The following is a 25,554-nucleotide window of genomic DNA, read 5'->3' as shown; positions in this document are numbered from 1 at the left end:
ATCGTTATTTCTTCATGTTATTTTATAAATATTCGTAGTTGCAATGTTAATAATAAAAGAAGGTTTACTTCGTCTATTTATGTCTACAAGCTTTATTCTGTTATACATATTCCTTTAAATAAAACTTTGGGGTGAATGCCATGAAAAAAATTGGGGTGCTGACAAGTGGAGGAGACTCCCCAGGTATGAATCCGGCGATTCGTGCGGTCGTAAGAAAAGCAATTTATCATGATATTGATGTATATGGAATTTATGGGGGATATTCCGGTTTAATATGTGGAAATATTCAAAAACTTGAGCTGGGCTCGGTGGGAGATATTATTCATCGAGGCGGAACAATGCTTCATTCTGCCCGTTGTTTGGAGTTCAAAACAAAGGAAGGGCAGCAAAAGGGAATTGAACAATTAAAAGCGCATGGGATTGAAGGTTTGGTTGTCATTGGTGGAGATGGTTCCTATCGCGGGGCAAAGGCATTAACTGAACAAGGATACCCATGTGTTGGTGTCCCGGGAACAATTGATAATGATATTCCAGGAACTGAATTAACCATTGGATTCGACACTGCCTTAAATACTGTTATCGATGCGCTTGACAAAATCCGTGACACGGCAACATCACATGAACGAACGTTTATAATTGAGGTGATGGGGCGTAATGCTGGTGATATTGCCCTTTGGGCAGGACTTGCAGGCGGAGCCGAAACCATCTTAATTCCTGAAGAAAACTTCGACATGAGCGAAGTTGCTGAACGTCTATTAAAAGGGAAAGAGCGCGGTAAGAAACATAGTATTATTATCGTTGCAGAAGGTGTATGCAGCGGCTATGATTTTGCCAAGCAATTGGAGGAAGCAACAAACCTGGAAACCAGAGTGTCCGTATTGGGGCATATTCAACGCGGCGGTTCACCTAGTGCAGCTGACAGGGTTCTTGCAAGCAGATTGGGTGCCAGAGCGGTGGAGCTTTTAATTGAAGGTAAAGGCGGACGTGCAGTTGGAATTGAGAATAATCGTCTTGTTGATTATGACATTATCGAAGCATTAGCAAGAAAGCACACATTGGATCTTGATTTATATAAGCTTTCAAAAGAATTGTCTATTTAATTGTTGCTCTAATTAGGAGGAAATAGAATGTTACGTAAAACAAAAATCGTCTGTACAATTGGTCCTGCCAGCGAAAGCGTTGAAAAATTAACTCAATTAATCGAGTCAGGGATGAATGTGGCCCGATTAAATTTTTCTCATGGTAATTTTGATGAACACGGAGATCGAATTAAAAATATTCGTGAAGCGGCAAAAATAACTGGAAAAACCGTTGCCATTTTACTTGATACAAAGGGACCTGAAATTCGTACGCATAATATGGAAAACGGGGCGATCGAACTAAAGGCCGGCGGGGAAATACTTGTATCGATGACCGAGGTAGAAGGAACGGCAGAAAAATTCTCTGTTACATATCCAGGTTTAATTGAAGATGTTCATACAGGTTCAAAAATACTATTGGATGACGGTCTAATCGGACTTGAAGTTATCAATGTTGACAAGGAAAAAAATGAAATTCAAACGAAAATATTAAATAGCGGAACATTGAAAAATAAAAAAGGTGTAAATGTACCTGGCGTTTCTGTAAATTTACCGGGAATTACCGAAAAAGACAGACAAGATATTCTATTTGGAATCAGTCAGGGTATTGATTTCATTGCCGCATCTTTTGTGCGCCGTGCAAAGGATGTCTTGGAAATTCGTCAGCTTTTAGAGGAAAATAGCGCAACATATATCCATATTATCCCTAAAATTGAAAACCAGGAGGGCGTCGACAATATTGATGAAATCCTGGAAATTTCGGATGGCCTCATGGTAGCGCGCGGAGACCTTGGAGTAGAAATTCCCGCTGAAGAGGTACCGCTTGTTCAAAAAATGCTGATCAAAAAGTGTAATTTTTTTGGCAAACCAGTTATTACCGCTACACAAATGCTGGATTCTATGCAGCGTAATCCAAGACCGACTCGTGCCGAAGCAAGTGATGTTGCGAATGCGATTTTCGATGGTACGGACGCTATTATGCTATCTGGGGAAACCGCAGCAGGATTATATCCTGTGGAAGCCGTTCAAACCATGCATAATATTGCTTCAAGAGCAGAGGAAGCGCTGGATCATAAAGAAATCTTATCAGCCAGAAGCAAGGATACTGAACACAATATTACGGATGCTATTGGTCAATCAGTTGCCCATACCGCATTGAACCTGGAAGTAAATTCGATTATCACACCAACCGAGAGCGGTCATACTGCCAGAATGATCTCGAAATATCGGCCTGAAGCACCAATTATTGCTGTTACTGCAAATGAAACAGTTTGCCGCCGGTTAGCCCTTGCGTGGGGAGTTTACCCGCAGCTTGGCAGAATTGCTACTACGACTGATGAAATGCTTGATGTTGCTGTCGAAGAAAGCTTAAATAGCGGGATTGTAAAACATGGTGATTTAGTGGTTATTACTGCAGGAGTTCCAGTTGGAGAAGCAGGTACGACCAATTTAATGAAGATTCATGTCGTAGGAGGTATCTTGGCAAAGGCACAAGGGATTGGCCGAAAATCGGCATTTGGTAAAGTTGTCATTGCACACGATGCGCATGAAGCTTTGGAAAAAGTAAAAAACGGCTCAATCTTAGTAACGATTGGTACTGACCGTGATATGGTACCAGCTATCGAAAAATGTGCAGCACTGATAACAGAAGAAGGCGGTTTAACCAGCCACGGTGCCGTAGTAGGATTAAACTTGGGCATACCGGTTATTGTAGGAACAGAAAATGCAATGAACATTTTTAAAGATGGTCAAGAAATAACAGTTGACGCAGCGCGCGGAGTCATTTATAACGGCCATGCAAGTGTACTATAAGAAAAAAGACGGGGAGCTCTAACAGGTTCCGATTCATGTCGCAAAACCCGAAAATGCAATTGAAAATCTAGACCCATTTGCACTGCCTTTTGTATCTGTTTTTGCTATTAAATAATAAAATGGCTCAGTTCATACTGAGCCATTTTTAATATCCATTTTTGGCCGCCTGAATGCTACCCGATAAAAAGATGTTGATTCCTTCATCTGGGTCCGTGAGGGTCCACTCTTATCTGTTGGGGGGCAGGGTAAGCAGCCGATCTTATAAATAGACGGAGAAATTCCCCTTAATTAGTAAAATGCACTGAAAATAGCTTAAATAGACGGAGAGATTCCGCCTACTGACTCGAAAAACATGAAAATGAGGGATTTTTCTTTGCATAGCCGGAAATCCTCCCCTTATTCCCCCCGAAAAGAGCACCATTCTGAATTTAACTGAAAAAGCTCCGCTTAATTTACATATCACTGGTTACTCAATTAAGGATAAGATTACTTATGTTTTCATGCGTTTTTTTGTAAGAACTGTCTATCAAATTGAGGGTAAAATTGTAGGGGTACAACAGCCATTGTACCCCTACAATTTGGGTGTATTTCCCTATTCGAATTTTTATGTAATTTCCACCCAAAATGGCTTTACATCAATAAAAAATGAGTGTCAATTGCAAAAGCAAATTGGCACTCATTTTAACTTACATTTTTAATGTTAGTGATAGGAAACGGAATCTGTTAAGGGGCTCTCCCCTTCTCTTATCTATACTTCTTTTCCTTTTATATAAGACCAAAGGTCATGAAAAACATTGGCCCGATTTAAAGTATTAAAAATTACAAGGGAAACAGGACCTACAATTAACCCTAGAAATCCAAACAATTTAAAACCGATAAACAAAGCAACGAGGGTTGCTAAAGGGTCCAGCCCAATGCTTGAAGAAAGAATTTTTGGCTCCACAATTTGTCTCTGGACGATGACGATAATATAAACAACTCCTAAGCCAATCGCAAGCCCTGTATCACCGCTTATCACTTCATAAATGATCCACGGGACAAAGACGATTCCAGTTCCAACATAAGGAACTAGCTCAACAATTCCGGTTATAAGAGCGATTGTAATCGCATAATCCACACGCAAAATGAGCAATCCGATCAGAATAATCACAGCAGTAATCGAAATGAGAGTCAATTGGGCTTTTAAAAACCCGAATAATGCTCGTTTTAAATCCAAGAATACCGTTCTTCCGCTTGATTTTGCTTTTTCTGGCAGGATCTTTCCACCGAAGGCGGAAAATTTATCCCAATCCTTACTAATGAAAAAGGTAGCCAAAAAAGAGAATATTAAGACGGTTGCAGCATTTGGAAACCATGATAATATATTGGGGATATTGCCAAAAAGATTTTGAATAAATGAACCAACCGTTGTGCCGATTTTCTTGCCAACATTTTGGACATTGGCGATAATCGTATTACGCTGCCCTTCATCAAGCTTATTAAATACGCTTGTTAAATGATTGTAGAATGGAATCATTTGATCCGTGAAAATCTTCTCCACATAATTAATAATTGTATCTAAATTCTCTGGCACCACAGTAGCTAAATAAGCGGCTCCAGAGACAATTTCTGCAACTAAAAGTGTGATTATTCCTGCAAATAAAGCGATAATTATAATCATTGCCAATAAAACAGAAAGCACACGGGGCATTCTCGCTTTCTTTTCAAATAAATCGACGAGTGGATTTATCATAAATGCAATAACAATGGCAATTAAAAATGGATATGTGACCCTCGATAAATAATAAAGAGCAATAATACCAAGCACCACGATTCCAATAACCAAAAAGAACCTGAATGTTCGGTATAAATATTTTTGGTTCAAATCATGACCTCCTTTTTTACACATGGTAAAGTGAATAGTTTTATTTTAACATTTTGTGAGTAAATCTGCATATTTTTCCAGATGTGTTTTTTAATTACTCAAAAAATATGCTATTGTGCTATAACTTTTTCGATAAAGTGTGTATAATTTTGTGCATTTTTTAGTACATGGTATGCTTATACTATTATTAAATTCAAAAAAATTTTTCATAAGATATTTTGTAAAATAATATTTTTTTGTATTTTCAATGCCTTTTCATTCACAAAAATCTGATAATTGTTTATAATGTTCTTGTAAGCGCATCCTTGATTACATATTTTATTTACATTCTTTATAAACACGTGGAAGAAGGCAAACGGCGCTATATTGCTTATATTTCGAGCAAGCGCTCATTCTATTTTTTGTTTTATACGCGAACTAAAGATAAGAAATCCTAATGATTATTGGTAATTCTTCCAGACGACTGAAATAATATGGGTATTTCAGTTTTCGTATTTTATAAACAAATGGGTAATGGGGAATCTTAGAAAGCAAAGGAGAGATTTACTTATGACAGTTACACGTGGATTAGAAGGGATTGTAGCAACAACTTCATCCATCAGCTCCATCATTGATGATACTCTGACTTACGTGGGCTATGACATTGATGATTTGGCGAAAAATGCAAGCTTTGAGGAAGTTATTTACTTGTTATGGCATCGTGCATTGCCAACAGCAAAACAGCTGGAGGAGTTAAAGAAGGAACTTTCGGAAAATGCGGCTCTTCCACAGGAAGTAATCGAGCATTTTAAAATGTATCCAATCCAAAAAGTACATCCGATGGCAGCGCTTCGTTCAGCAGTATCATTATTAGGTTTATACGATACTGAAGCAGATACAATGAACGAGGAAGCAAATTATCGCAAAGCCATCCGCCTCCAAGCAAAAATGCCAACCATTGTTGCAACTTTTGCCCGTGTAAGGAAAGGGTTAGAACCAGTCGCTCCAAGACAGGATTTAAGCTTTGCAGCCAATTTCCTTTATATGTTATCAGGGAAAGACCCGCAACCGATTGCAGTTGAAGCGATTGATAAAGCGCTAGTCCTGCATGCGGACCATGAATTGAATGCGTCTACCTTTACTGCGCGCGTTTGTGTGGCTACATTGTCAGATATTTATTCTGGTGTTACGGCGGCAATTGGAGCACTTAAAGGTCCACTTCACGGCGGTGCGAATGAAGCAGTTATGAAGATGCTTACTGACATTGGTACACCTGAGAATGTTGAGCCTTATATTCGAGGCAAGCTTGAAAAGAAAGAAAAAATCATGGGCTTTGGCCACCGCGTATACCGTCAAGGCGATCCACGTGCAAAGCACCTAAGAGAAATGTCAAAGAAGCTGACCGAATTAACAGGAGAACCACAATGGTATGATATGTCTCTTAAAATTGAGAGCATTGTGACGGGTGAAAAGAAATTACCTCCAAACGTTGATTTCTATTCAGCCTCTGTTTATCACAGCTTAGGCATTGATCATGATTTATTTACACCAATCTTCGCTGTCAGCCGTGTTTCAGGCTGGCTGGCACATATTCTTGAACAGTATGAAAACAACCGATTAATCCGTCCACGTGCCGAATATACCGGTCCTGGAATGCAAAAATATGTTCCAATCGAACAAAGGGGTTAATATATTTTACTTTTACGTCAAAAATTGATGTAATAAGATGGTATGAAAGGTTAGAGGTAATACTCTAGCCTTTGATTCAGTCTGCGCTTTTTACATATTAGGAGGGAGAACAACTATGCAAGGCGAAAAAATCACGGTTAAAAATGGAGTATTAAATGTACCAAACAATCCAATTATCCCATTTATCGAAGGAGACGGAACAGGTCCAGATATTTGGGCAGCTTCCTACCGCGTATTAGATGCTGCGGTCGAAAAAGCCTATAAAGGTGAACGTAAAATAGTTTGGAAAGAAGTATTAGCAGGTGAAAAAGCTTTCAACCAAACAGGTGAATGGCTCCCATCTGAAACACTTGATTTGATTAACGAATATCTAATTGCCATCAAAGGACCACTTACCACTCCTGTAGGCGGCGGAATTCGTTCATTGAACGTGGCACTTCGCCAAGAATTAGACTTATTTGTTTGCTTACGTCCTGTTAGATGGTTTGAAGGGGTTCCATCACCAGTTAAGCGTCCACAAGATACAGATATGGTGATTTTCCGTGAAAATACGGAAGATATTTATGCTGGAATCGAGTATGAAAAAGGTTCTGAAGGTGTTAAAAAGGTCATTGACTTCTTACAAAATGAAATGGGTGTTAAGAAAATTAGATTCCCAGAAACTTCAGGAATCGGTATTAAACCTGTTTCTGAAGAAGGAACAACACGCTTAGTCCGCGCTGCCCTTAATTATGCTATTAAAGAAGGCCGTAAATCTCTTACATTGGTGCATAAAGGAAACATTATGAAGTTTACCGAAGGTGCATTCAAAAACTGGGGCTACGAGCTTGCGGAAAAAGAATTCGGCGATAAAGTCTTTACATGGGCTCAGTACGACCGTATTAAAGCAGAACAAGGCGCTGATGCAGCGAATAAGGCACAGGCTGATGCAGAAGCTGCTGGCAAAATCATCGTAAAAGATGCCATTGCCGATATTTTCTTACAGCAAATTTTAACTCGTCCTAAAGAATTTGATGTTGTTGCAACAATGAACTTAAACGGAGATTACATCTCTGACGCGCTTGCAGCACAAGTTGGCGGGATTGGTATTGCACCAGGAGCCAACATCAACTATGAAACAGGACATGCCATTTTTGAAGCCACACACGGTACAGCACCTAAATATGCAGGTCTTGATAAAGTAAATCCATCTTCCGTTATTCTTTCAGGCGTTCTAATGTTAGAGCATCTTGGCTGGAATGAAGCTGCGAAGATGATTGTGAAATCTATGGAAAAATCGATTGCATCTAAAGTTGTCACATATGACTTCGCCCGCTTAATGGACGGAGCAACAGAAGTTAAAACTTCTGAATTCGGTGATGAATTAATTAAGAATATGGAGTAAGCAAAGCTGTTATTAAGAAAATATTTTCTAACAAAGGGGAGAGCAAGAATGTCATTAAAACGTAAAAAGATTTCTGTAATCGGCGGTGGATTTACTGGGGCTACAACAGCATTTTTACTAGCTCAAAAAGAACTCGGTGATGTAGTTTTAGTTGACATCCCACAGGCAGAAAACCCTACAAAAGGGAAAGCCTTGGATATGTTAGAAGCAAGCCCTGTTCAGGGATTTGATGCGAATATTACCGGTACGGCAAACTATGAAGATACTCGCGATTCGGATATCGTTGTTATCACTGCTGGTATTGCCCGTAAACCTGGCATGAGCCGTGATGATTTAGTGCAAACAAATCAAAAAGTCATGAAAAGTGTGACTCAAGAAATTGTTAAGTTTTCACCAAATTGTACGATCGTTGTGTTAACAAACCCGGTTGATGCAATGACTTACACGGTTTTCAAAGAATCAGGTTTTCCTAAAAACCGCGTAATTGGTCAATCAGGAGTTCTTGATACAGCTCGTTTCCGTACATTTGTTGCTCAAGAATTAAACCTTTCTGTTAAAGATATTACAGGCTTTGTTCTAGGTGGACATGGTGACGACATGGTACCACTTGTGCGTTATTCTTATGCCGGCGGAATTCCTCTTGAAACATTAATTCCTAAAGATCGCTTGGAAGCGATTGTGGAACGTACAAGAAAAGGCGGCGGGGAAATCGTTAACCTGCTTGGAAACGGCAGCGCATACTACGCACCGGCGGCTTCCTTAGTGGAAATGTGTGAAGCGATTCTTAAAGATCAACGACGTGTTCTTCCTTCCATTGCCTACCTTGAAGGTGAATTTGGTTATGAAGGTATTTACCTTGGCGTTCCAACAATCCTTGGTGCAAATGGGATTGAAAAAATAATTGAACTTGATTTGACGGCTGATGAAAAAGCAGCATTAGACAAATCTGTTGAATCTGTACGCAATGTAATGCAGGTATTAGCATAGAAATGCGGAAGCGACCGTTTAGCGACGTATGGACTGGAGCCTCTCCAACTGAGATAAAGGAAACACGAAGAGCGTTAGCGATTCGATGTTGACTTATCGTAGGGCGGATAGCGAAGTACACTAGTCGCTGGGAGCTGGAGCTAGACAGTAATCCAGGTTCAAAGTGCGGTACTACTTTCTTATTACTATAGAAAATTCGGGGTTCTGACCCCGAATTTTTTTCAAATGAACTCTGAAATCGTTTACATCGGGGGTGCACCTTATGCTTTTAGGAAAAAAACGAAAGCTAGGCAGAAAAATTGAAGAAATGACCGTAGGAGAAAAATTATCTTTAACAGAAAAAATTGAAGATAAGGACCTGCTTCTTTATTTAGGATTAACTGATGATGCGAACCCACTTTATATACAGCATGACTATGCATCCCAAACGCCATTTAAAAAACCTATTGTCCCAAGTATTATGCTGACTGGAACCATTACATCAGCCATTTCGAAATATCTTCCAGGTCCAGGCAGTCATGTTATAAGCCAGGAAATCGAATTTCCGAAACCGGTTTTCCATTATGGCACTGTTCAATTTTTATTTGAGGTCATTGAAGTAAATCATGACCAACATTTTGTTGTCATCAAAATAGATGGCAGCAATGAGAAAAATGAAACCGTGATTACCGGAAAAATAAAAGTGTGTCCGCCTTATCGTTTAGAAGAATTTAACGGACATGCACTAGAAAATTTTTAATATGAAAAAACGTTAGGGATGTGGTTACATTCCTTTTTTTTTTGGATTTTGTGAAAAGTTGGATTGAAAGTATTTTCTAACCGTTTAGTTTATAATGGGGATGGAAAGATATAAAAAAGGGATTAGACGGAGGAATATATGAAAAACAAAGTGCTTGTTGTAGACGATGAACAATCGATTGTGACTTTGCTGAAATATAATTTGGAACAAGCAGGATTTGAAGTCATTACAGCAATGGACGGTGAAGAGGGTCGAAATTTAGCGGAATTAGAAGCGCCGGATATTATTGTGTTAGATCTTATGCTTCCAAAATTAGACGGTATAGAGGTTTGTAAACAGCTCCGTCAAAAAAAGATTATGACCCCAATTCTAATGTTAACCGCGAAAGACGATGAATTTGATAAAATATTGGGTCTTGAACTTGGTGCAGATGATTATATGATTAAACCATTTAGCCCGCGTGAAGTAATAGCGAGAGTAAAGGCAATCCTTAGAAGAATCCAGATTCAAACGGATAATAATGATCCTAATAATGATGCAAACCAAATTGATATTGGTGCTATCAGAATTTACCCAGAAAGACATGAAGCCTATTTTAAGGAAGAACTTTTGGAATTAACTTTAAAGGAATTTGAATTGCTGCTTTACTTGGCACAAAACAAAAGCCGTGTCCTAACAAGAGATCAGTTATTAAGTGCAGTTTGGAATTATGACTTTGCTGGAGATACTCGAATCGTTGATGTTCATATTTCCCATTTAAGGGAAAAAGTTGAAGTGGATACCAAAAAGCCAATCTATATCAAAACAATCCGTGGTCTTGGATATAAATTAGAGGAGCCAAAAGGTGAATGAAAAAATTCCGAACAAGATGGCTAATCGCCCTCATCACCATATTTATAATGGTGTTGGTGGAATTAGGGGTATTGATAGGAAATTTATTTAAACGCTATTATGTTCCAAGCACAAAAACAAGTTTGTTATCCAATGCCTATGGAGAAATATGGTGGATTTTATCAATCAGCCTGGGAATTACCTTCATTTTGATTTTATGTTTTGGGATGAGGATAGCATCCAAATATACAAAACTGATAGAAGATACAGCAAGTGTGGCCATTGAACTGGCGAAGGGGAATTATCGTGCCCGTTCATCGCTAGAACGGAGCGATTCAACAAGGGTGCTAAGCACTTCAATCAATTTATTGGCACAAAATCTGCAAGAAATGGTTAAAGCTCAAGAAATGCAGCAGGACCGCTTAGAAGCATTGATTGAAAACATGGGGGCCGGATTAATTTTAATTGATAGCAGAGGTTATATTAATTTGATTAATAAAGGCTATGTGGATATATTCCATGTAGATTCTGCGCAATATCTGTCAAAGCTTTATTATGAAGTCATTAAATACGAAGATATTTGCAACCTCATTGCTGAGGTATTTCGAACAGAACAAAAAGTTAGTAAACAGATGCTGCTTCCGGTATTAATTGAAAGGAAGTATTTTGTTGTGTATGGTGTTCCCATTATTGGGACAAACAATGTTTGGAAAGGTGTTTTGCTGGTTTTTCATGATATTACTGAATTGAAAAAACTTGAACAAATGAGGAAAGACTTTGTTGCTAATGTTTCACATGAATTAAAGACCCCAATTACTTCAATTAAGGGATTTACGGAAACATTATTAGATGGCGCCATGAATAATCAAGAAACACTGGAAGCATTCCTTTCGATTATTTTAAAAGAAAGCGACCGCCTGCAAACCCTGATACAGGATTTGCTTGATCTCTCAAAAATAGAACAACAAGGTTTCCAATTAAATATACATAAGCTTGACTTGAAAGAAGTACTTGAAGAAGTAATAACCATGCTGACCTCGAAGGCAGAAGCAAAAAAAATTCAAATTACATTTTATTGTAAAAAGGAACATGTTTTCATCGATGGTGATTTAAATCGCTTAAAACAAGTGTTTATTAATTTAATTGTAAATGCCATAACCTACACCCCGATGGAAGGTGATGTTAGGGTGATTCTGCTCGAACAAGCCGATCAGGTTAGAATCCATGTAAAGGATACCGGTGTGGGGATCGAAAGTGGAGAAATACCACGTATTTTTGAACGTTTTTACCGTGTTGACCGTGCCAGGAGCCGTAACTCCGGTGGGACTGGCCTTGGTTTAGCAATCGTCAAACATTTAATCGAAGCTCATAAAGGAATGGTTAGCGTCCGCAGTGAAGTCGGTGTCGGCAGTGAATTCATCATCGAGCTCCCTCGATAATGGAAGAAATCCTGGAAGGAGAAATTTGATGGAAAAAAAGAAGTTAGTTTTAATTGATGGAAACAGTATTGCATATCGTGCGTTTTTTGCATTGCCCTTGCTTAATAATGAGAAAGGGATTCATACAAACGCGGTGTACGGCTTCACCATGATGTTAATGAAAATAATAGAAGACGAAAATCCCTCCCATATGCTTGTAGCATTTGATGCCGGAAAAACAACCTTCCGCCATAAAACTTTTGGTGACTATAAGGGTGGGAGACAAAAAACACCACCTGAATTATCGGAGCAATTCCCGTTTATCCGGGAGCTTCTTGACGCATACGGAATATCTCGTTATGAGCTTGAAAATTATGAAGCTGACGATATTATCGGAACTCTTTCAAAAGCTGCAGAAGAAGACGGATATCAAGTCAAAGTCATTTCAGGGGATAAGGATTTAACGCAGTTGGCATCTGAAAAAACGACTGTTGGAATTACCCGAAAAGGAATTACTGATATCGAAGAATATACACCAGAGCATGTTCAGGAAAAGTATGGACTAACACCGTTTCAAATAATCGACATGAAGGGGTTAATGGGGGACACATCAGATAATATCCCAGGGGTCCCAGGAGTGGGGGAAAAAACAGCTATAAAGCTTTTAAAAGAATTTTCAACACTTGAAAATCTGCTTGGGTCGATTGAACAGGTAAGCGGGAAAAAACTTCAAGAAAAGCTTGAAGAATTTAAAGATCAAGCGTTAATGAGTAAGGAATTGGCTACGATCGAAAGAAAAGCACCGGTTGAGATTCAGTTAGATAATATCTCATTTGAAGGTTTTTCAAGAGAAAAATTAGTTGCTTTTTATAAGGAATTGGGTTTCCTCTCCTTACTTGATAAGCTTGGAGAAGACACAGCAGTGACGGAAAACCTTGAACTGGAAGAGGTTGAGTGGAATATTCCGCATGAAATCACTGCGGATTTATTTGCTGATCAAAATTATTTTTATGTTGAAATTTTGGACGATAATTATCATTATGCCGATATCATTGGCTTTTCCGTCGTTAATGATAAAGGAAGCTTCTTTTTGCCTACAGAAATGGCTTTACAATCAGAGGAATTTAAAAAATGGGCGGAAGACGAAGGAAAGAAGAAAATTGTTTATGATGCCAAGCGGTCAGAAGTTTCCTTGAGAAGATTTGGGATTCACCTTAAAGGAGTTGACTTTGATACATTAATTGCATCTTATATCATTAATCCCACTGAAAATATTGTGGATATTGCTTCAATTGCCAAAAGATATCAAGTTTTTAATATTCAATCAGATGAGTCTTTTTATGGAAGAGGAGCAAAACGGAAGGTCCCTGAACAAAGTGAACTTGCCAAAAATCTCGTTCGCAAATGTTTGGCAATGTCCGAGTTAAAAGAGAAGCTTGAAAACGATCTAATGGAAAACGAACAATTTGAATTGTTTACCGAGCTTGAAATGCCCTTATCGCTTATTTTAGCTGATATGGAGTCTTGTGGGATTATGGTTAACAGTGAACAATTGCATTCGATGGGTCAGGAGTTAAACGAAAGGCTGATTGAAATTGAGAAAAAGATCCATGAACTGGCTGGAGAAAAGTTTAATATCAATTCTCCAAAACAATTAGGTGTAATTTTATTTGAAAAACTGAATCTACCTTCCTTTAAGAAAACAAAAACAGGCTATTCAACATCTGCGGATGTTTTGGAAAAATTAGCTTCAGATCATGAAATCATTGAACATATTCTCCTCTATCGGCAATTGGGAAAGCTGCAGTCGACCTATATTGAAGGCTTGCTGAAGGTTATTCATCCGATAACCAAAAAAGTCCATACAAGGTTTCAACAAACCTTAACGGCGACCGGCAGATTAAGTTCGATTGATCCCAATCTGCAAAATATCCCGATTCGTCTTGAGGAAGGCAGGAAACTGCGGCGTGCCTTTGTTCCATCAGAAAAGAATTGGGTGATATTTGCGGCTGATTATTCGCAAATTGAACTCCGTGTCCTTGCAGATATTGCCGGGGATGAAAAGCTGATCGAAGCCTTTCAAGCGGACATGGATATACATACGAAAACCGCAATGGAGGTATTTCATGTAAGTGCTGATGAAGTTACCTCCAATATGAGGCGCCATGCAAAGGCTGTTAATTTTGGAATCGTATATGGAATCAGTGATTATGGACTATCACAAAGCTTGGGAATTAGCCGTAAAGAAGCTGCGCATTTTATCGAACGTTACTTGAACAGCTATCCAGGTGTAAAAGAATATATGGACTCAATCATTCACTCGGCAAAACAAAAAGGCTATGTGACCACTTTAATGCAGCGAAGAAGGTATATCCCTGAAATTACGAGCCGAAATTTCAATCTAAGGAGCTTTGCGGAAAGAACTGCCATGAACACTCCAATCCAGGGCAGTGCAGCAGATATCATTAAAAAGGCCATGATTGATATGGCTGATGCATTAAAAGAAAAGGGATTACAAACTCGATTGCTGCTTCAGGTCCATGATGAATTGATCTTTGAGGCACCAGAAGAGGAAATCGAAATTCTTAAAGTTTTGGTCCCGTTAGTAATGGAAAATGCTCTCGAATTAAAGGTGCCTTTAAAAGTAGACTACGCCTACGGTCCAACCTGGTTTGACGCTAAATAAAGGGGGGTACATCATGCCTGAGCTGCCAGAGGTCGAGACAATCAGAAGAACATTGCAACAACTGATTCTGCATAAACAGATTGAAAAAATCACTATTTATTGGCCAAAAATAATCAAATCCCCAATAGATGTGGAGCAATTTACAGATGCCTTAAAAGGGGAAATATTTGAGGATGTGGGCCGAAGGGGAAAGTTTTTAATCCTCTATACGGGGAATTTCGCATTAGTCTCTCATTTGCGGATGGAAGGTAAATATGGACTTTATCCAAAGGATGAGCCATGTGATAAGCATACGCACGTGATTTTTCATTTTACAGATGGGACCGAATTACGGTACCGGGATGTCCGTAAATTTGGGACGATGCATTTATATAAAAAAGGCGATGAATTTACGAAGCCACCCCTTTTAGAACTGGGACCTGAGCCTTTTTCTGAAAGTTTCACAAAAGAGTATTTGGAACAAATGCTAAAAAAGACGACACGGAAAATAAAGCCTGCCCTTTTGGACCAACAAATCTTAGTTGGGCTTGGGAATATATATGTCGATGAAGCTCTCTTTCGTGCGGGAATTCACCCGGAGCGAATCGCCAACACTATAAATAATGAAGAAATCGCTCTTCTTCATCAGGAGATTATTGACACTTTAACTGAAGCAGTTAAAAAAGGCGGAAGTACCATCCGTTCATATGTCAATTCTCAAGGAGAGATCGGCATGTTTCAGCTTGAATTATACGCCTATGGCCGGAAAGGACAGGCCTGTAAAAAATGCGGCACCCCGCTTGAAAAAACAACTGTAGGGGGCAGAGGCACACATTTTTGCCCGAATTGCCAAAAGATATAACGCAGCACAAAGGATAGGCTCCTTCCATATACTATCGTAGTGATTGATAGGAAGGAGCCTTTAATCAATGGTTCAATTGTTCTCACTTATCTTACTGGCTTTTGCCCTCAGTCTCGATAGCTGTAGCGTAGGATTCACCTACGGATTGAGGAAAATGGTAATGCCGTTTAAATCTGTGCTTATTATCGCTTGCTGCGCAGGCAGTTCCTTAATGCTAGCCGTGGCAATTGGACATGGTCTGGCAAAAATATTATCACCGAATATAACGGCAGGACTTGGAGGGTGCATACTTATCGGTCTTGGTGCCGGAGTGATATATCAATATTTTCGGCCGGAAAAAGAGAAAGAGGCGCAAAACCAAGAAAAAACAATTCTTAACTTTGAAATCCGCTCACTTGGTATTGCAATCAATATTTTAAAAAAACCATTGTCTGCTGATTTTGACCAATCAGGCACCATTACGGGAGTAGAGGCGTTAGCACTCGGCTTTGCCTTGTCATTGGATTCTTTTGGTGCTGGGATTGGTGCGGCTATGCTGGGGTTTTCTCCCTACTATTTAGCCCTTGCTGTAGCGGTTATGAGCCCTTCATTTGTTCTTTTGGGGATAAAAATCGGCACTTTTTTTCATAGATTCGAGTGGATTCAAAAGTTTACCTTTTTACCGGGGGTTCTGTTAATAATTATAGGTATATGGAAATTATTGTGAATGAGAAAGGGAAAAGAGCATGTCCATTGTAATCGGGTTAACAGGCGGAATTGCCAGTGGAAAGAGTACAGTATCAAATTTGTTGAAGGAAATGAATATACCAGTGATCGATGCCGATGTGGAAGCACGCCTGGCCGTTGAAAAAGGAGAACCAGCCTATTTCAAAATCGTCAAAGAATTCGGTTCGGATATATTAATGCCGAACGAACAAATTGACCGACAAAAATTAGGTTCCATCATTTTTCATCATAACGATAAGAGGCAGCTTTTAAACGAGATTGTTCACCCAGAAGTTAGAAATAGAATGAAAAAGCAAATCAAGGAAGCGACTGAACTTGGCAAGGGAATCATCGTTCTGGATATCCCTCTATTATTTGAAAGTAAATTAACCTATATGGTCGATAAAACGATCCTTGTATTCGTGGATAAAAATGTGCAGCTTAAGAGATTAATGGAGCGAAACAATCTATCACGAGAAGAGGCAGAGGCAAGAATAAACTCGCAAATGCCCCTTTCTGAAAAAGTCGCTTTAGCTGATGAAGTCATCAATAATAATGGTTCAATAAACGAAACTAAAAAACAGTTAATGGACATTTTAATCAATTGGGGAATAGCTTAAATGAGAAGGGAAACCTTCTCTTTTTTGTTGTGTTAAAGGTTGTGTGTTCAATAACAATGATGATTGGAGCGGAACGCACTCGACTCCTGCGGGATAGAGAGGTCACTGGAGACCTCCCCGCGGAAAGCGAGTGCCTCGTGACAGGCAAAAGACAGCCTGTCCCTGCGATGATTATTCTAGGAAGCTTTCCTTAGTGCAGCCGAAATCGACAGGTACCTTTAACAAAAACCAAATGTGAAATGTCTGAATAGTAAAACATTAAAAAATCCGCAGATTACTTATCACATTTTAACTTTAATATGTTATACTAATTACAAGAAAACAAGTTAACAGTATAACACTAATGCGGAAGGGGCCGTAAAAATGAAAGCAAGAGTTGCCATAAATGGTTTTGGGAGAATAGGAAGGATGGTTTTTAGAAAAGCAATCCTTGAAAATAAACTTGAGATTGTAGCGATTAATGCGAGCTATCCTGCTGAAACATTAGCTCATTTACTTAGATATGATACGAATCACGGACCTTTTGAGGGTGAAGTCATCTCATTAGATAATGAGTTAATCGTAAATGGAAAAAGAATTAAGTTATTAGATAATCGTAATCCAGAAGAACTGCCATGGAAAGAATTAAACATAGATGTTGTCATTGAAGCTACAGGCAAATTCAATTCTCGGGAAAAGGCAGCCCTTCACTTGGATGCCGGAGCCAAGAAAGTGATTTTAACTGCGCCTGGGAAAGATGAAGATGTTACGATTGTCATGGGCGTCAATGAAGAAATGCTCAATGTAGACATTCATGATATCATCTCCAACGCTTCATGTACGACAAACTGTCTTGCACCAGTTGCGAAGGTATTGGACGAAACGTTTGGGATCGAAAGCGGCTTAATGACTACCATCCATGCTTATACAAATGACCAGCATAATATTGATAATCCACATAAAGATCTAAGAAGAGCACGCGCATGCGGACAATCTATTATCCCGACCACAACAGGTGCTGCCAAGGCTTTATCACTTGTATTACCGCAGCTAAAAGGGAAATTGCATGGTATGGCCCTTCGTGTTCCAACACCTAATGTATCGCTTGTCGATTTAGTAGTAGACCTTAAACAAGATGTAACAGTAGATGACATTAATAATGCATTTGTAGAAGCAGCACATGGGTCATTAAAAGGAATTTTGGATTTTACAATGGAACCGCTTGTTTCAGTCGATTTTAATACAAATGAGCATTCTGCCATTATTGATGGTTTATCAACGATGGTTATGGGAACAAGGAAGGTTAAAGTTTTAGCATGGTATGATAATGAGTGGGGTTATTCTTCAAGAGTAGTTGACCTAACCCTATTTGTAGCTGCTGAAATGGCGAAAACGACTCAAGTGAAAGTTGGGTAGCATACAAAAAAACTGCTGTCGAATGGCAGCAGTTTTTTTGTTTATTCTTTAAAATTCTACATAAATTAGAGCATATCTCCAGGTGCTGTCCACCTTTAGCCTATCAATAAAACTAGCCCAAAAAAATTTTTTTCATTTTGATAGGTTGCAAAAAAAATATAAACAAAGTATACTAGTCATCGTGAACTTCTTGAAATTAGGTAACGATTAATTACTTAAAGGGTTAGGACCTCTCTGGACTAACTTTCCCCCGTGGTAATTGCTCCTGTACCGTCAATAACAGGATTTCAAGAATGAAGCGGAAAAAGGTTAGAGGGGGAAATTGAATATGGAAACAATGGGTAGACACGTAATCTCTGAATTATGGGGATGCGATTTTGAAAAATTGAATGATATGGATTTTATTGAACAAACTTTTGTTGAGGCGGCTCTTAAGTCAGGTGCAGAAATTCGCGAAGTTGCTTTCCATAAATTTGCTCCACAAGGCGTGAGCGGTGTTGTGATCATCTCTGAATCACACTTAACCATTCACAGCTTTCCAGAACATGGATATGCAAGCATTGATGTGTATACATGCGGCGATTTAAATCCGAATATTGCAGCCGACTATATTGCTGAAGCTTTAAATGCAGAAACCCGTGAAAATATTGAAATCCCGCGTGGTATGGGTCCTGTTCAAGTAAAACAGGCGAAAGTTCTTTAATTCTAAAATATATGTAAATGAATTGACAAGGGGTGTATACGAATACACTCCTTTTTATTTTATTTACGCTTTATTATAATAAAGTTAAAGTGATTTTTTTGGAGGAATACTATGGCTATCTTTGGAAATGTATTTTTGAGATTTAGCAAGCAAATTGAGACTTCAGATCGACAAGCGGATGAATTGTTGAAAACACATTATTATAAGGCAACTTTTAATCAGCTTTTTCAATCGGTTGAGCATGTATTCAGCGGGGATGCGGATTGCCGGATTACTACTGTATCAAAGGAGCATGGAGAAATGGCCGTTGAAATAAATAAACCGTTCCCTTGCTTTTTAATAATCACTGTTGTATCGGTCAAGCCAATGGAAACAGCAGTGGATTTTATTCTTTCCACTGATAAATTCTCCCTTACCGGGGTTTATCCTGTTTTAAGAAAGCGAATCATTGCCTATTACGACAAGCTTAACAAAGTGCATACATACGTTGGAACAGCTAAAAACCATTAATAGTTCTACTTGTCTTACCTTATTCTTTTTAATAAGATATTGGTAAGAGGCTTGTTTTGCCTAGTTAGATTTGGAGCTGATTAACAATGAAGTGCCCAACATGTTTTAATTATGGTACACGTGTACTTGATTCTCGGCCGGTTGATGATGGACGGGCAACACGGCGCAGACGGGAATGTGAGGAATGTGGTTATCGTTTTACCACTTTTGAGAAAATAGAAGAGATCCCATTAATTGTTGTGAAGAAGGAAGGAACTCGGGAAGAGTTCAGCCGAGATAAAATTTTGAGAGGCTTAATCAAAGCCTGTGAAAAGCGTCCTGTTGCGTTAAAGGAATTGGAAGACATCACCCATGGTGTTGAAAAAGAACTGAGAAATCAAGGCATATCTGAGATTAAAAGTGAATTTATCGGCGAAATGGTCATGGACAGGCTTGCCCGGGTTGATGAAGTTGCCTATGTCCGTTTTGCCTCTGTATACCGTCAATTTAAGGATATTAATGTTTTTATTGAAGAATTAAAGGAACTGATTAACAAAGAGAAATCATAAGGAGCTAAAGCATTCTTTGGCTTCTTTTTCCACTTATAGAGAAAGAGGTGGTAACGATGGCGCAGCATTGGCAGGAGATCGTTCCTATTGACCGTTATATCGTAAGTGCTAATGGACTTCTGCATGATTATGACCGAAAAGTGCTGACCTTTTTGTATCAGCCTTTAATCGGGTCTGCATGCTTTAGTTTGTATATGACGCTTTGGTCGGAATTAGAGGAAAATCGATTATGGTCAGAATCCTCTTCCCATCACTTATTAATGAACCTATTAGGTCTAAATCTAAAAGATATTTATGAAGCAAGATTAAAGCTTGAGGGAATTGGACTTTTAAAGACATTTGTAAAGACGGAAGAAGATGAGCGTTCCTTCATTTATGAACTGCACCCTCCGTTAACCCCCGAACAATTTTTTTTGGATGGGATGCTTAACATCTATTTATATCGAAAGATTGGCAAGAACCATTTTGCACGGCTCAAACGTTTTTTTAGCGACCAACAATTGCCAGTGGATGATAGGTTTATGGACATCACAAAGGCCTTTCAGGAAGTTTTTAGCTCGGCCACTCCGGGGAGCCTTCAATATCATCAAGATCTTTCAGCTGAACTAACTGCAGATGGCCAAAAGCAGTTTATTGGCAGGCAGGATCAAAAAACCATTCAAATCGATTCGAGTTTCTTTGATTTTGAATTACTGTCAGCTGGTTTAAATGAATCACTCGTCCCCAAAAAGGCACTCACTTCAAAAGTGAAAAATGTGATTAGCAATCTGGCGTTTTTATACCAAATAGATGCAATTGAAATGAAAAACTTCATTTTGGGCGCAATGAATGAGCATGAAGAAATTGATATAGAGGAATTGAGAAAAGGGGTTCGTGATTGGTATCAATTTGTTAATTATGACCAGCTTCCGAGCCTTATAAACCGAACCCAGCCTGTAATCCATCAAGTTCAGTTAACCGAACCGAAAACACAGGAAGAAAAATTGATTCGTTATTATGAAACTACTTCCCCTTTAACGGTTTTTAAGGAGCTTTCAGGTGGTGTGGAGCCATCAAATGCTAATTTGGAAATTCTAGAGGAAATTATGATTAAGTACAAGCTTTCACCCGGGGTTGTGAATGTATTGATACAGGTTGTCATGATTAAATCCGATATGAAGTTTACCAAGGGATTTGTCGATTCAATCGCCAGTCATTGGGCCCGAAAGCAATTGAAAACGGTGAAGGAAGCTATGGAATTTGCAAAGAAAGATGAAGTATCTCGGGCAGAAAACAAAAAGGCTGGAAGAGGATCGAATAGAAAGCCAATTCGGAAAGAGCTGCTTCCAGACTGGTTTGATAAGGAAAAACAAAAGAAGACAGAAAAGAGTCCGGACTTAGAGGCTAAAAAACGAGATATAGATGAAATGCTTAAGGCATTAGACGAATAGAGGTGAGGTGACTTATGGAGAAGATAAACCAAACGTTAAAAAGGTTAGCCTCAAATAACGATTTCCAAAAACGATATGAAAAAATGCGTCAAGAAACCTTAGAACATCCTGACATTAAGGATTTTATTATAAAGAATCAACATGCCATTACAAAAGACTTAATTGACAGAAGCTTAGGAAAGCTTTATGAATATACAAACCAAAGCAAGGCTTGCAATAAATGTGAAAACCTTGAAAACTGCATCAATATGATGAAGGGCTATCAGCCTGAATTGTTTTTAACAAGAAATTCTATAGATGTTAGATACGAACGCTGTCCAAGAAAAATAATGCATGATGAAAAACGAAAAAATGAGAGTTTGATTAAGAGTCTATATGTGCCGAAAGACATTTTAAATGCCACTTTTGAAGACTTTATACGTGATGAAGACAGAATCGATGCTTTTCAAAAGACCCTCGCATTTTTATTGGCATATGAACAGGGAAAACAAACAAAAGGCTTATATTTATATGGTGAATTTGGGGTTGGGAAATCCTATTTGTTAGGTGCAATTGCCAATAAGCTCGCTCAAAAACAAATTTCATCGATGATTGTTTATGTCCCTGAACTTCTTCGCGAGATGAAAAGCTCTATTGCTGACTCAACCTTAAATGAAAAAATTGAGGCACTCAAAAAAGAACCGATCTTAATGTTGGATGATATTGGGGCGGAAGCAATGTCAAGCTGGACAAGAGATGAGGTTTTAGGACCGATTCTCCAATTTAGAATGCTTGAAAATCTTCCGACCTTTTTCACCTCCAATTTTGATTTTCAAGGATTAGAACACCATTTAACTTATAGCCAGCGTGGTGAAGAAGAAAGAATGAAAGCACGAAGAATTATGGAAAGAATAAAGACCATAAGTGAGCCGGTACTTGTTGATGGGCCAAATCGAAGAAGATAATTTAAATAATGAAGAAAAGGGCTGCCAGCGAAAACCGCGGCAGTCCTTTTTCTTTTTTGCGAACTTCTAAATTGGTCAAGTCCCCCATATATATTAGAAACCAGAAAATCGGTACGAGGGGGGATTTGGTTGGCAGAAATCATCTTCCAAAGTAAGATGGATGCACAGCGGTTTTATAATCATTTGCTAAAATGCTTACAAAATAAATTTGATAATCAATTTATTCTTCTTTATGAAGATCGATATATAGTAAAAATTATTGAAGGCGGTTTATCCAATCAAACCTTTGAAAAGATCAAAGAAGCATTTTGGGAGTTTATTGTTCATATAAAACGAGACGATTGGTATAGGGAAATTTTGAATAATCAATATTTATATGAGGACCCGGATGAGCAGCAGCAAATTATTGATATTATTTATTCCATTCAAGATGGGTATCGAAAGGAATTAGCGGTCTTTTTAAAGGACTCTGGAGAAGAGCCAAAAATCAAGGAAGCCATCAGCCAAATATTTCAAGAAAATATTTCCTTTTCATTTGATTCATTTTTCAAATTCCGCTTGCGTCCCTATTTGCAATTGCTTGAAAGCTATGTAGAAATTTCTATTGATGAATATAAAATGGAACAGGAATACCAGATGTTTGTTCAAACACTTCGAGAGTTTTTAGCGGGAAGAAAACCGATGATGAATATACTTCATTTGTTGTTTGATGAGGAGATTACCTTTTTCAATGAGGATCTTCTGGAATTGAAAAGGGCTGAACTCACAAAAATGATTGACCGTAAATTATTGTTTAATCATCCGATTTATGTTGACTCTGCATCCATTGCACCACTTTTATCACTCGCACCAACATCGATTTTTATTTACACGAAGGATTCTGAGGCACCGCTTATCCGCACCATTAAAAATATTTTTGAAGAAAGAGTAACGATTAAATCCTTTGAAACACTTCGAAAAATAAGAATGGCAGAGGGGACATCAGATATTTCTGAACATCATGCATAAAATAAAAAAATATTGCCAAAATAATAATTATGGTGTAAATGTCCCTTGATTTTTAAAAATGAAATCATTATAATAACCTACATAGCAAATTATTACAGTAAAAGTAATGATAAGGATAAGAGTATTTCTTTACGGTTACAAGAGAGGGAGGTCAAAGGCTGGAAGCCTCCTATCACGGAATAAATACTTACCACCTTTAAACTTCAGCAGTGAACGTCTGTTTAAGAGATCAGTAATTGTTGACGGTCAACAACCGTTATTTGTCCAAAGTCATTTTTATCTTTTTTAAAAATGAAAAATTGGGTGGAACCACGTGTTAATCATAACTCGTCCCTTTTCCAGGGACGGGTTTTTTATTTTTATCAAAAATGATTGGAGGAATTGTTATGTCAGACGTTGTAAAATTATCGTTTCCTGATGGAGCAGTAAAGGAGTTTTCAAAAGGAACAACAACGGAAGATGTTGCCGTATCTATCAGCCCGGGCCTGAAGAAAAAAGCGATTGCCGGTAAATGGAATGGCCAAATGTTCGATCTTCGCCGTCCGATCCTTGAAGACGGTTCAATAGAAATTGTAACGCCTGATTCTGGGGAGGCTTTGGAAGTTCTCCGTCACAGCACTGCCCATTTAATGGCACAGGCAGTTAAACGACTCTATCCTCAAGTAAATCTTGGTGTAGGTCCGGTTATTGAAGGCGGGTTTTACTACGATATGGATCTTGAGGAGTCATTAACACCAGAAGATCTTCCAAAAATCGAAAAGGAAATGGCGAAAATCGTAAATGAAAACCTTGAGATTATTCGCAAGGAAGTCAGTCGTGACGAAGCCGTCCAGCTTTTTAAAGAAATGGATGATCCATACAAGCTTGAACTAATTGAAGCCATTCCAGCTGAAGAGACTGTAACAATCTATCAGCAGGGTGAATTCCTGGATCTTTGCCGCGGTGTCCATGTTCCGTCAACTGGAAAAATTAAAGAGTTTAAACTTTTGAGCATTGCCGGTGCCTATTGGCGCGGTGACAGCAACAATAAAATGCTCCAGCGGGTTTATGGAACTGCGTTTTTCAAAAAAGAAGAACTGGCAGAGCACCTTCGTTTGCTTGAAGAGGCAAAAGAGCGGGACCACCGCAAGATCGGAAAAGAATTAAGCCTGTTTACAAATAATCAATTGATCGGCCAGGGGCTTCCGCTCTGGATGCCAAAAGGGGCAACAATCCGCCGAATTATCGAGCGATATATTGTCGATAAAGAAGTAAGCCTTGGTTATGATCATGTGTATACTCCGATAATGGGAAGCGTTGATCTTTATAAAACATCAGGACACTGGGACCATTACCATGAAGACATGTTCCCAGTTATGGAAATGGATAATGAGCAATTAGTGCTTCGGCCGATGAACTGCCCGCATCACATGATGATTTATAAAAATAGCATCCACAGCTATCGTGAACTGCCGATTCGAGTTGCAGAGTTGGGAACAATGCATCGTTATGAAATGTCAGGCGCATTATCTGGTTTGCAGCGTGTCCGAGGAATGACGCTAAATGATGCTCATATTTTTGTCCGTCCAGATCAAATTAAAGAAGAATTCCAACGGGTTGTTCGTTTAGTACTGGATGTTTATAAAGACTTTGATATTAGTGATTATTCCTTCCGCTTATCCTATCGTGATCCGCTAGATAAGGAAAAATACTTTGATGATGATGCAATGTGGGAAAAAGCGCAAAGCATGTTGAAGGAAGCGATGGATGATCTTGGACTGGATTATTTTGAAGCTGAAGGGGAAGCGGCCTTTTATGGTCCGAAACTTGATGTTCAGGTCAGAACTGCATTAGGTAAAGATGAAACACTCTCCACTGTCCAATTGGATTTCTTATTACCTGAGCGATTTGACTTAACTTATGTTGGCGAGGATGGCAAGCAGCACCGCCCAGTTGTTATTCACCGAGGGGTTGTTTCAACGATGGAGCGATTCGTTGCTTACCTAATTGAAGAATATAAGGGAGCATTCCCGACATGGCTCGCACCTGTTCAAGTTCAAGTCATACCGGTATCACCAGAAGCACATTATGACTATGCCAGGAAAGTACAGGATCAGTTAAAAGCTGAAGGCTTCCGTGTTGAATTGGATGGCCGCAATGAGAAAATCGGCTATAAAATCCGCGAAGCCCAAATGCAAAAAATTCCATATATGCTCGTTATCGGTGATAAAGAAGTGGAAGAAAGCGCTGTGAATGTCCGCAAATATGGTGAACAAAACTCAGAAACCAAGCTATTTTCGGAGTTTATCGCTTCCTTGAAGGCGGAAGTGAAAAAAGGATAATAAAACAAAGAGAGGCATCGCCTCTCTTTTTGTTTATAAAAAAACTGTTGAATAATTTTTC

21 protein-coding genes and 1 other annotated feature are annotated in these 25,554 nt (G+C 38.8%); of the genes, 20 read left to right on the top strand and 1 reads right to left on the bottom strand.

Annotation, left to right across the window (positions count from 1 at the left end; translation table 11 throughout):
* Positions 1 to 140: 140 nt before the first annotated feature.
* Positions 141 to 1,100: a 6-phosphofructokinase gene (gene pfkA, locus ACZ5XR_RS21540; protein WP_464498518.1), complete on the top strand. Its 960-nt coding sequence runs from the start codon at positions 141 to 143 to the stop codon at positions 1,098 to 1,100.
* Positions 1,101 to 1,127: 27 nt separating this feature from the next.
* Positions 1,128 to 2,891: a pyruvate kinase gene (gene pyk / locus ACZ5XR_RS21535; protein ID WP_464498517.1), complete on the top strand. Its 1,764-nt coding sequence runs from the start codon at positions 1,128 to 1,130 to the stop codon at positions 2,889 to 2,891.
* Between the two features lie 748 nt (positions 2,892 to 3,639).
* Here the strand turns inward: pyk and ytvI are convergent.
* Positions 3,640 to 4,755 (bottom strand): sporulation integral membrane protein YtvI, encoded by a 1,116-nt coding sequence (ytvI, locus tag ACZ5XR_RS21530; protein ID WP_464498516.1) that lies wholly within the window; start codon positions 4,753 to 4,755, stop codon positions 3,640 to 3,642.
* Between the two features lie 549 nt (positions 4,756 to 5,304).
* Here ytvI and citZ point away from each other — a divergent pair.
* The 18 genes from citZ (at position 5,305) to thrS (ending at position 25,493) form a co-directional block, all read left to right on the top strand.
* Positions 5,305 to 6,423, top strand: coding sequence for a citrate synthase (citZ, locus tag ACZ5XR_RS21525; RefSeq protein WP_464498515.1), 1,119 nt, complete (start codon positions 5,305 to 5,307; stop codon positions 6,421 to 6,423).
* A gap of 115 nt (positions 6,424 to 6,538) precedes the next feature.
* Complete coding sequence (icd, locus tag ACZ5XR_RS21520) at positions 6,539 to 7,807, top strand: NADP-dependent isocitrate dehydrogenase (RefSeq protein WP_464498514.1); 1,269 nt, start codon at positions 6,539 to 6,541, stop codon at positions 7,805 to 7,807.
* A 48-nt stretch (positions 7,808 to 7,855) separates the two neighbouring features.
* On the top strand, positions 7,856 to 8,794 hold the full coding sequence (gene mdh / locus ACZ5XR_RS21515; protein ID WP_464498513.1) for a malate dehydrogenase: 939 nt from the start codon (positions 7,856 to 7,858) through the stop codon (positions 8,792 to 8,794).
* Positions 8,795 to 9,056: 262 nt separating this feature from the next.
* Positions 9,057 to 9,533, top strand: a complete 477-nt coding sequence (locus ACZ5XR_RS21510; protein ID WP_464498512.1) for a MaoC/PaaZ C-terminal domain-containing protein — start codon at positions 9,057 to 9,059, stop codon at positions 9,531 to 9,533.
* A gap of 138 nt (positions 9,534 to 9,671) precedes the next feature.
* Positions 9,672 to 10,385, top strand: coding sequence for a response regulator transcription factor (locus ACZ5XR_RS21505; RefSeq protein WP_464498511.1), 714 nt, complete (start codon positions 9,672 to 9,674; stop codon positions 10,383 to 10,385).
* Positions 10,386 to 10,432: 47 nt separating this feature from the next.
* Complete coding sequence (pnpS, locus tag ACZ5XR_RS21500; RefSeq protein WP_464502398.1) at positions 10,433 to 11,803, top strand: two-component system histidine kinase PnpS; 1,371 nt, start codon at positions 10,433 to 10,435, stop codon at positions 11,801 to 11,803.
* Positions 11,804 to 11,828: 25 nt separating this feature from the next.
* Positions 11,829 to 14,468, top strand: a complete 2,640-nt coding sequence (gene polA, locus ACZ5XR_RS21495; RefSeq protein ID WP_464498510.1) for a DNA polymerase I — start codon at positions 11,829 to 11,831, stop codon at positions 14,466 to 14,468.
* A 13-nt stretch (positions 14,469 to 14,481) separates the two neighbouring features.
* Entirely contained in the window at positions 14,482 to 15,309 is an 828-nt protein-coding gene (gene mutM, locus ACZ5XR_RS21490; protein WP_464498508.1) for a DNA-formamidopyrimidine glycosylase, read from the top strand.
* Between the two features lie 67 nt (positions 15,310 to 15,376).
* On the top strand, positions 15,377 to 16,015 hold the full coding sequence (gene ytaF / locus ACZ5XR_RS21485) for a sporulation membrane protein YtaF (protein ID WP_464498506.1): 639 nt from the start codon (positions 15,377 to 15,379) through the stop codon (positions 16,013 to 16,015).
* Between the two features lie 19 nt (positions 16,016 to 16,034).
* Positions 16,035 to 16,634: a dephospho-CoA kinase gene (gene coaE, locus ACZ5XR_RS21480; RefSeq protein ID WP_464498505.1), complete on the top strand. Its 600-nt coding sequence runs from the start codon at positions 16,035 to 16,037 to the stop codon at positions 16,632 to 16,634.
* A 363-nt stretch (positions 16,635 to 16,997) separates the two neighbouring features.
* Positions 16,998 to 18,029, top strand: a complete 1,032-nt coding sequence (locus tag ACZ5XR_RS21475; RefSeq protein ID WP_464498504.1) for a glyceraldehyde-3-phosphate dehydrogenase — start codon at positions 16,998 to 17,000, stop codon at positions 18,027 to 18,029.
* Positions 18,030 to 18,357: 328 nt separating this feature from the next.
* Complete coding sequence (gene speD, locus ACZ5XR_RS21470; RefSeq protein WP_026572226.1) at positions 18,358 to 18,732, top strand: adenosylmethionine decarboxylase; 375 nt, start codon at positions 18,358 to 18,360, stop codon at positions 18,730 to 18,732.
* A gap of 111 nt (positions 18,733 to 18,843) precedes the next feature.
* A complete protein-coding gene (locus ACZ5XR_RS21465) occupies positions 18,844 to 19,242 on the top strand; it encodes a hypothetical protein (RefSeq protein ID WP_464498502.1) in 399 nt (132 codons plus the stop codon).
* Positions 19,243 to 19,328: 86 nt separating this feature from the next.
* Positions 19,329 to 19,790 (top strand): transcriptional regulator NrdR, encoded by a 462-nt coding sequence (nrdR, locus tag ACZ5XR_RS21460; protein ID WP_464498501.1) that lies wholly within the window; start codon positions 19,329 to 19,331, stop codon positions 19,788 to 19,790.
* A 56-nt stretch (positions 19,791 to 19,846) separates the two neighbouring features.
* A complete protein-coding gene (locus ACZ5XR_RS21455; RefSeq protein WP_464498499.1) occupies positions 19,847 to 21,220 on the top strand; it encodes a replication initiation and membrane attachment family protein in 1,374 nt (457 codons plus the stop codon).
* 14 nt (positions 21,221 to 21,234) lie between these two features.
* Entirely contained in the window at positions 21,235 to 22,164 is a 930-nt protein-coding gene (gene dnaI, locus ACZ5XR_RS21450; RefSeq protein ID WP_464498498.1) for a primosomal protein DnaI, read from the top strand.
* A gap of 129 nt (positions 22,165 to 22,293) precedes the next feature.
* The gene (locus tag ACZ5XR_RS21445) at positions 22,294 to 23,172 is read left to right on the top strand and encodes a putative sporulation protein YtxC (protein ID WP_464498497.1); all 879 of its coding nucleotides are present in this window, start codon (positions 22,294 to 22,296) and stop codon (positions 23,170 to 23,172) included.
* A 97-nt stretch (positions 23,173 to 23,269) separates the two neighbouring features.
* Positions 23,270 to 23,510 (top strand) — a binding site (T-box leader).
* Positions 23,511 to 23,558: 48 nt separating this feature from the next.
* Complete coding sequence (thrS, locus tag ACZ5XR_RS21440) at positions 23,559 to 25,493, top strand: threonine--tRNA ligase (protein ID WP_464498495.1); 1,935 nt, start codon at positions 23,559 to 23,561, stop codon at positions 25,491 to 25,493.
* Positions 25,494 to 25,554: the final 61 nt, after the last annotated feature.

It is taken from the genome of Neobacillus sp. Fa239 (genome assembly GCF_055395235.1).
Note: the sequence above shows the minus strand (reverse complement) of the source record. Positions and strands in the feature narration are given on the sequence as shown.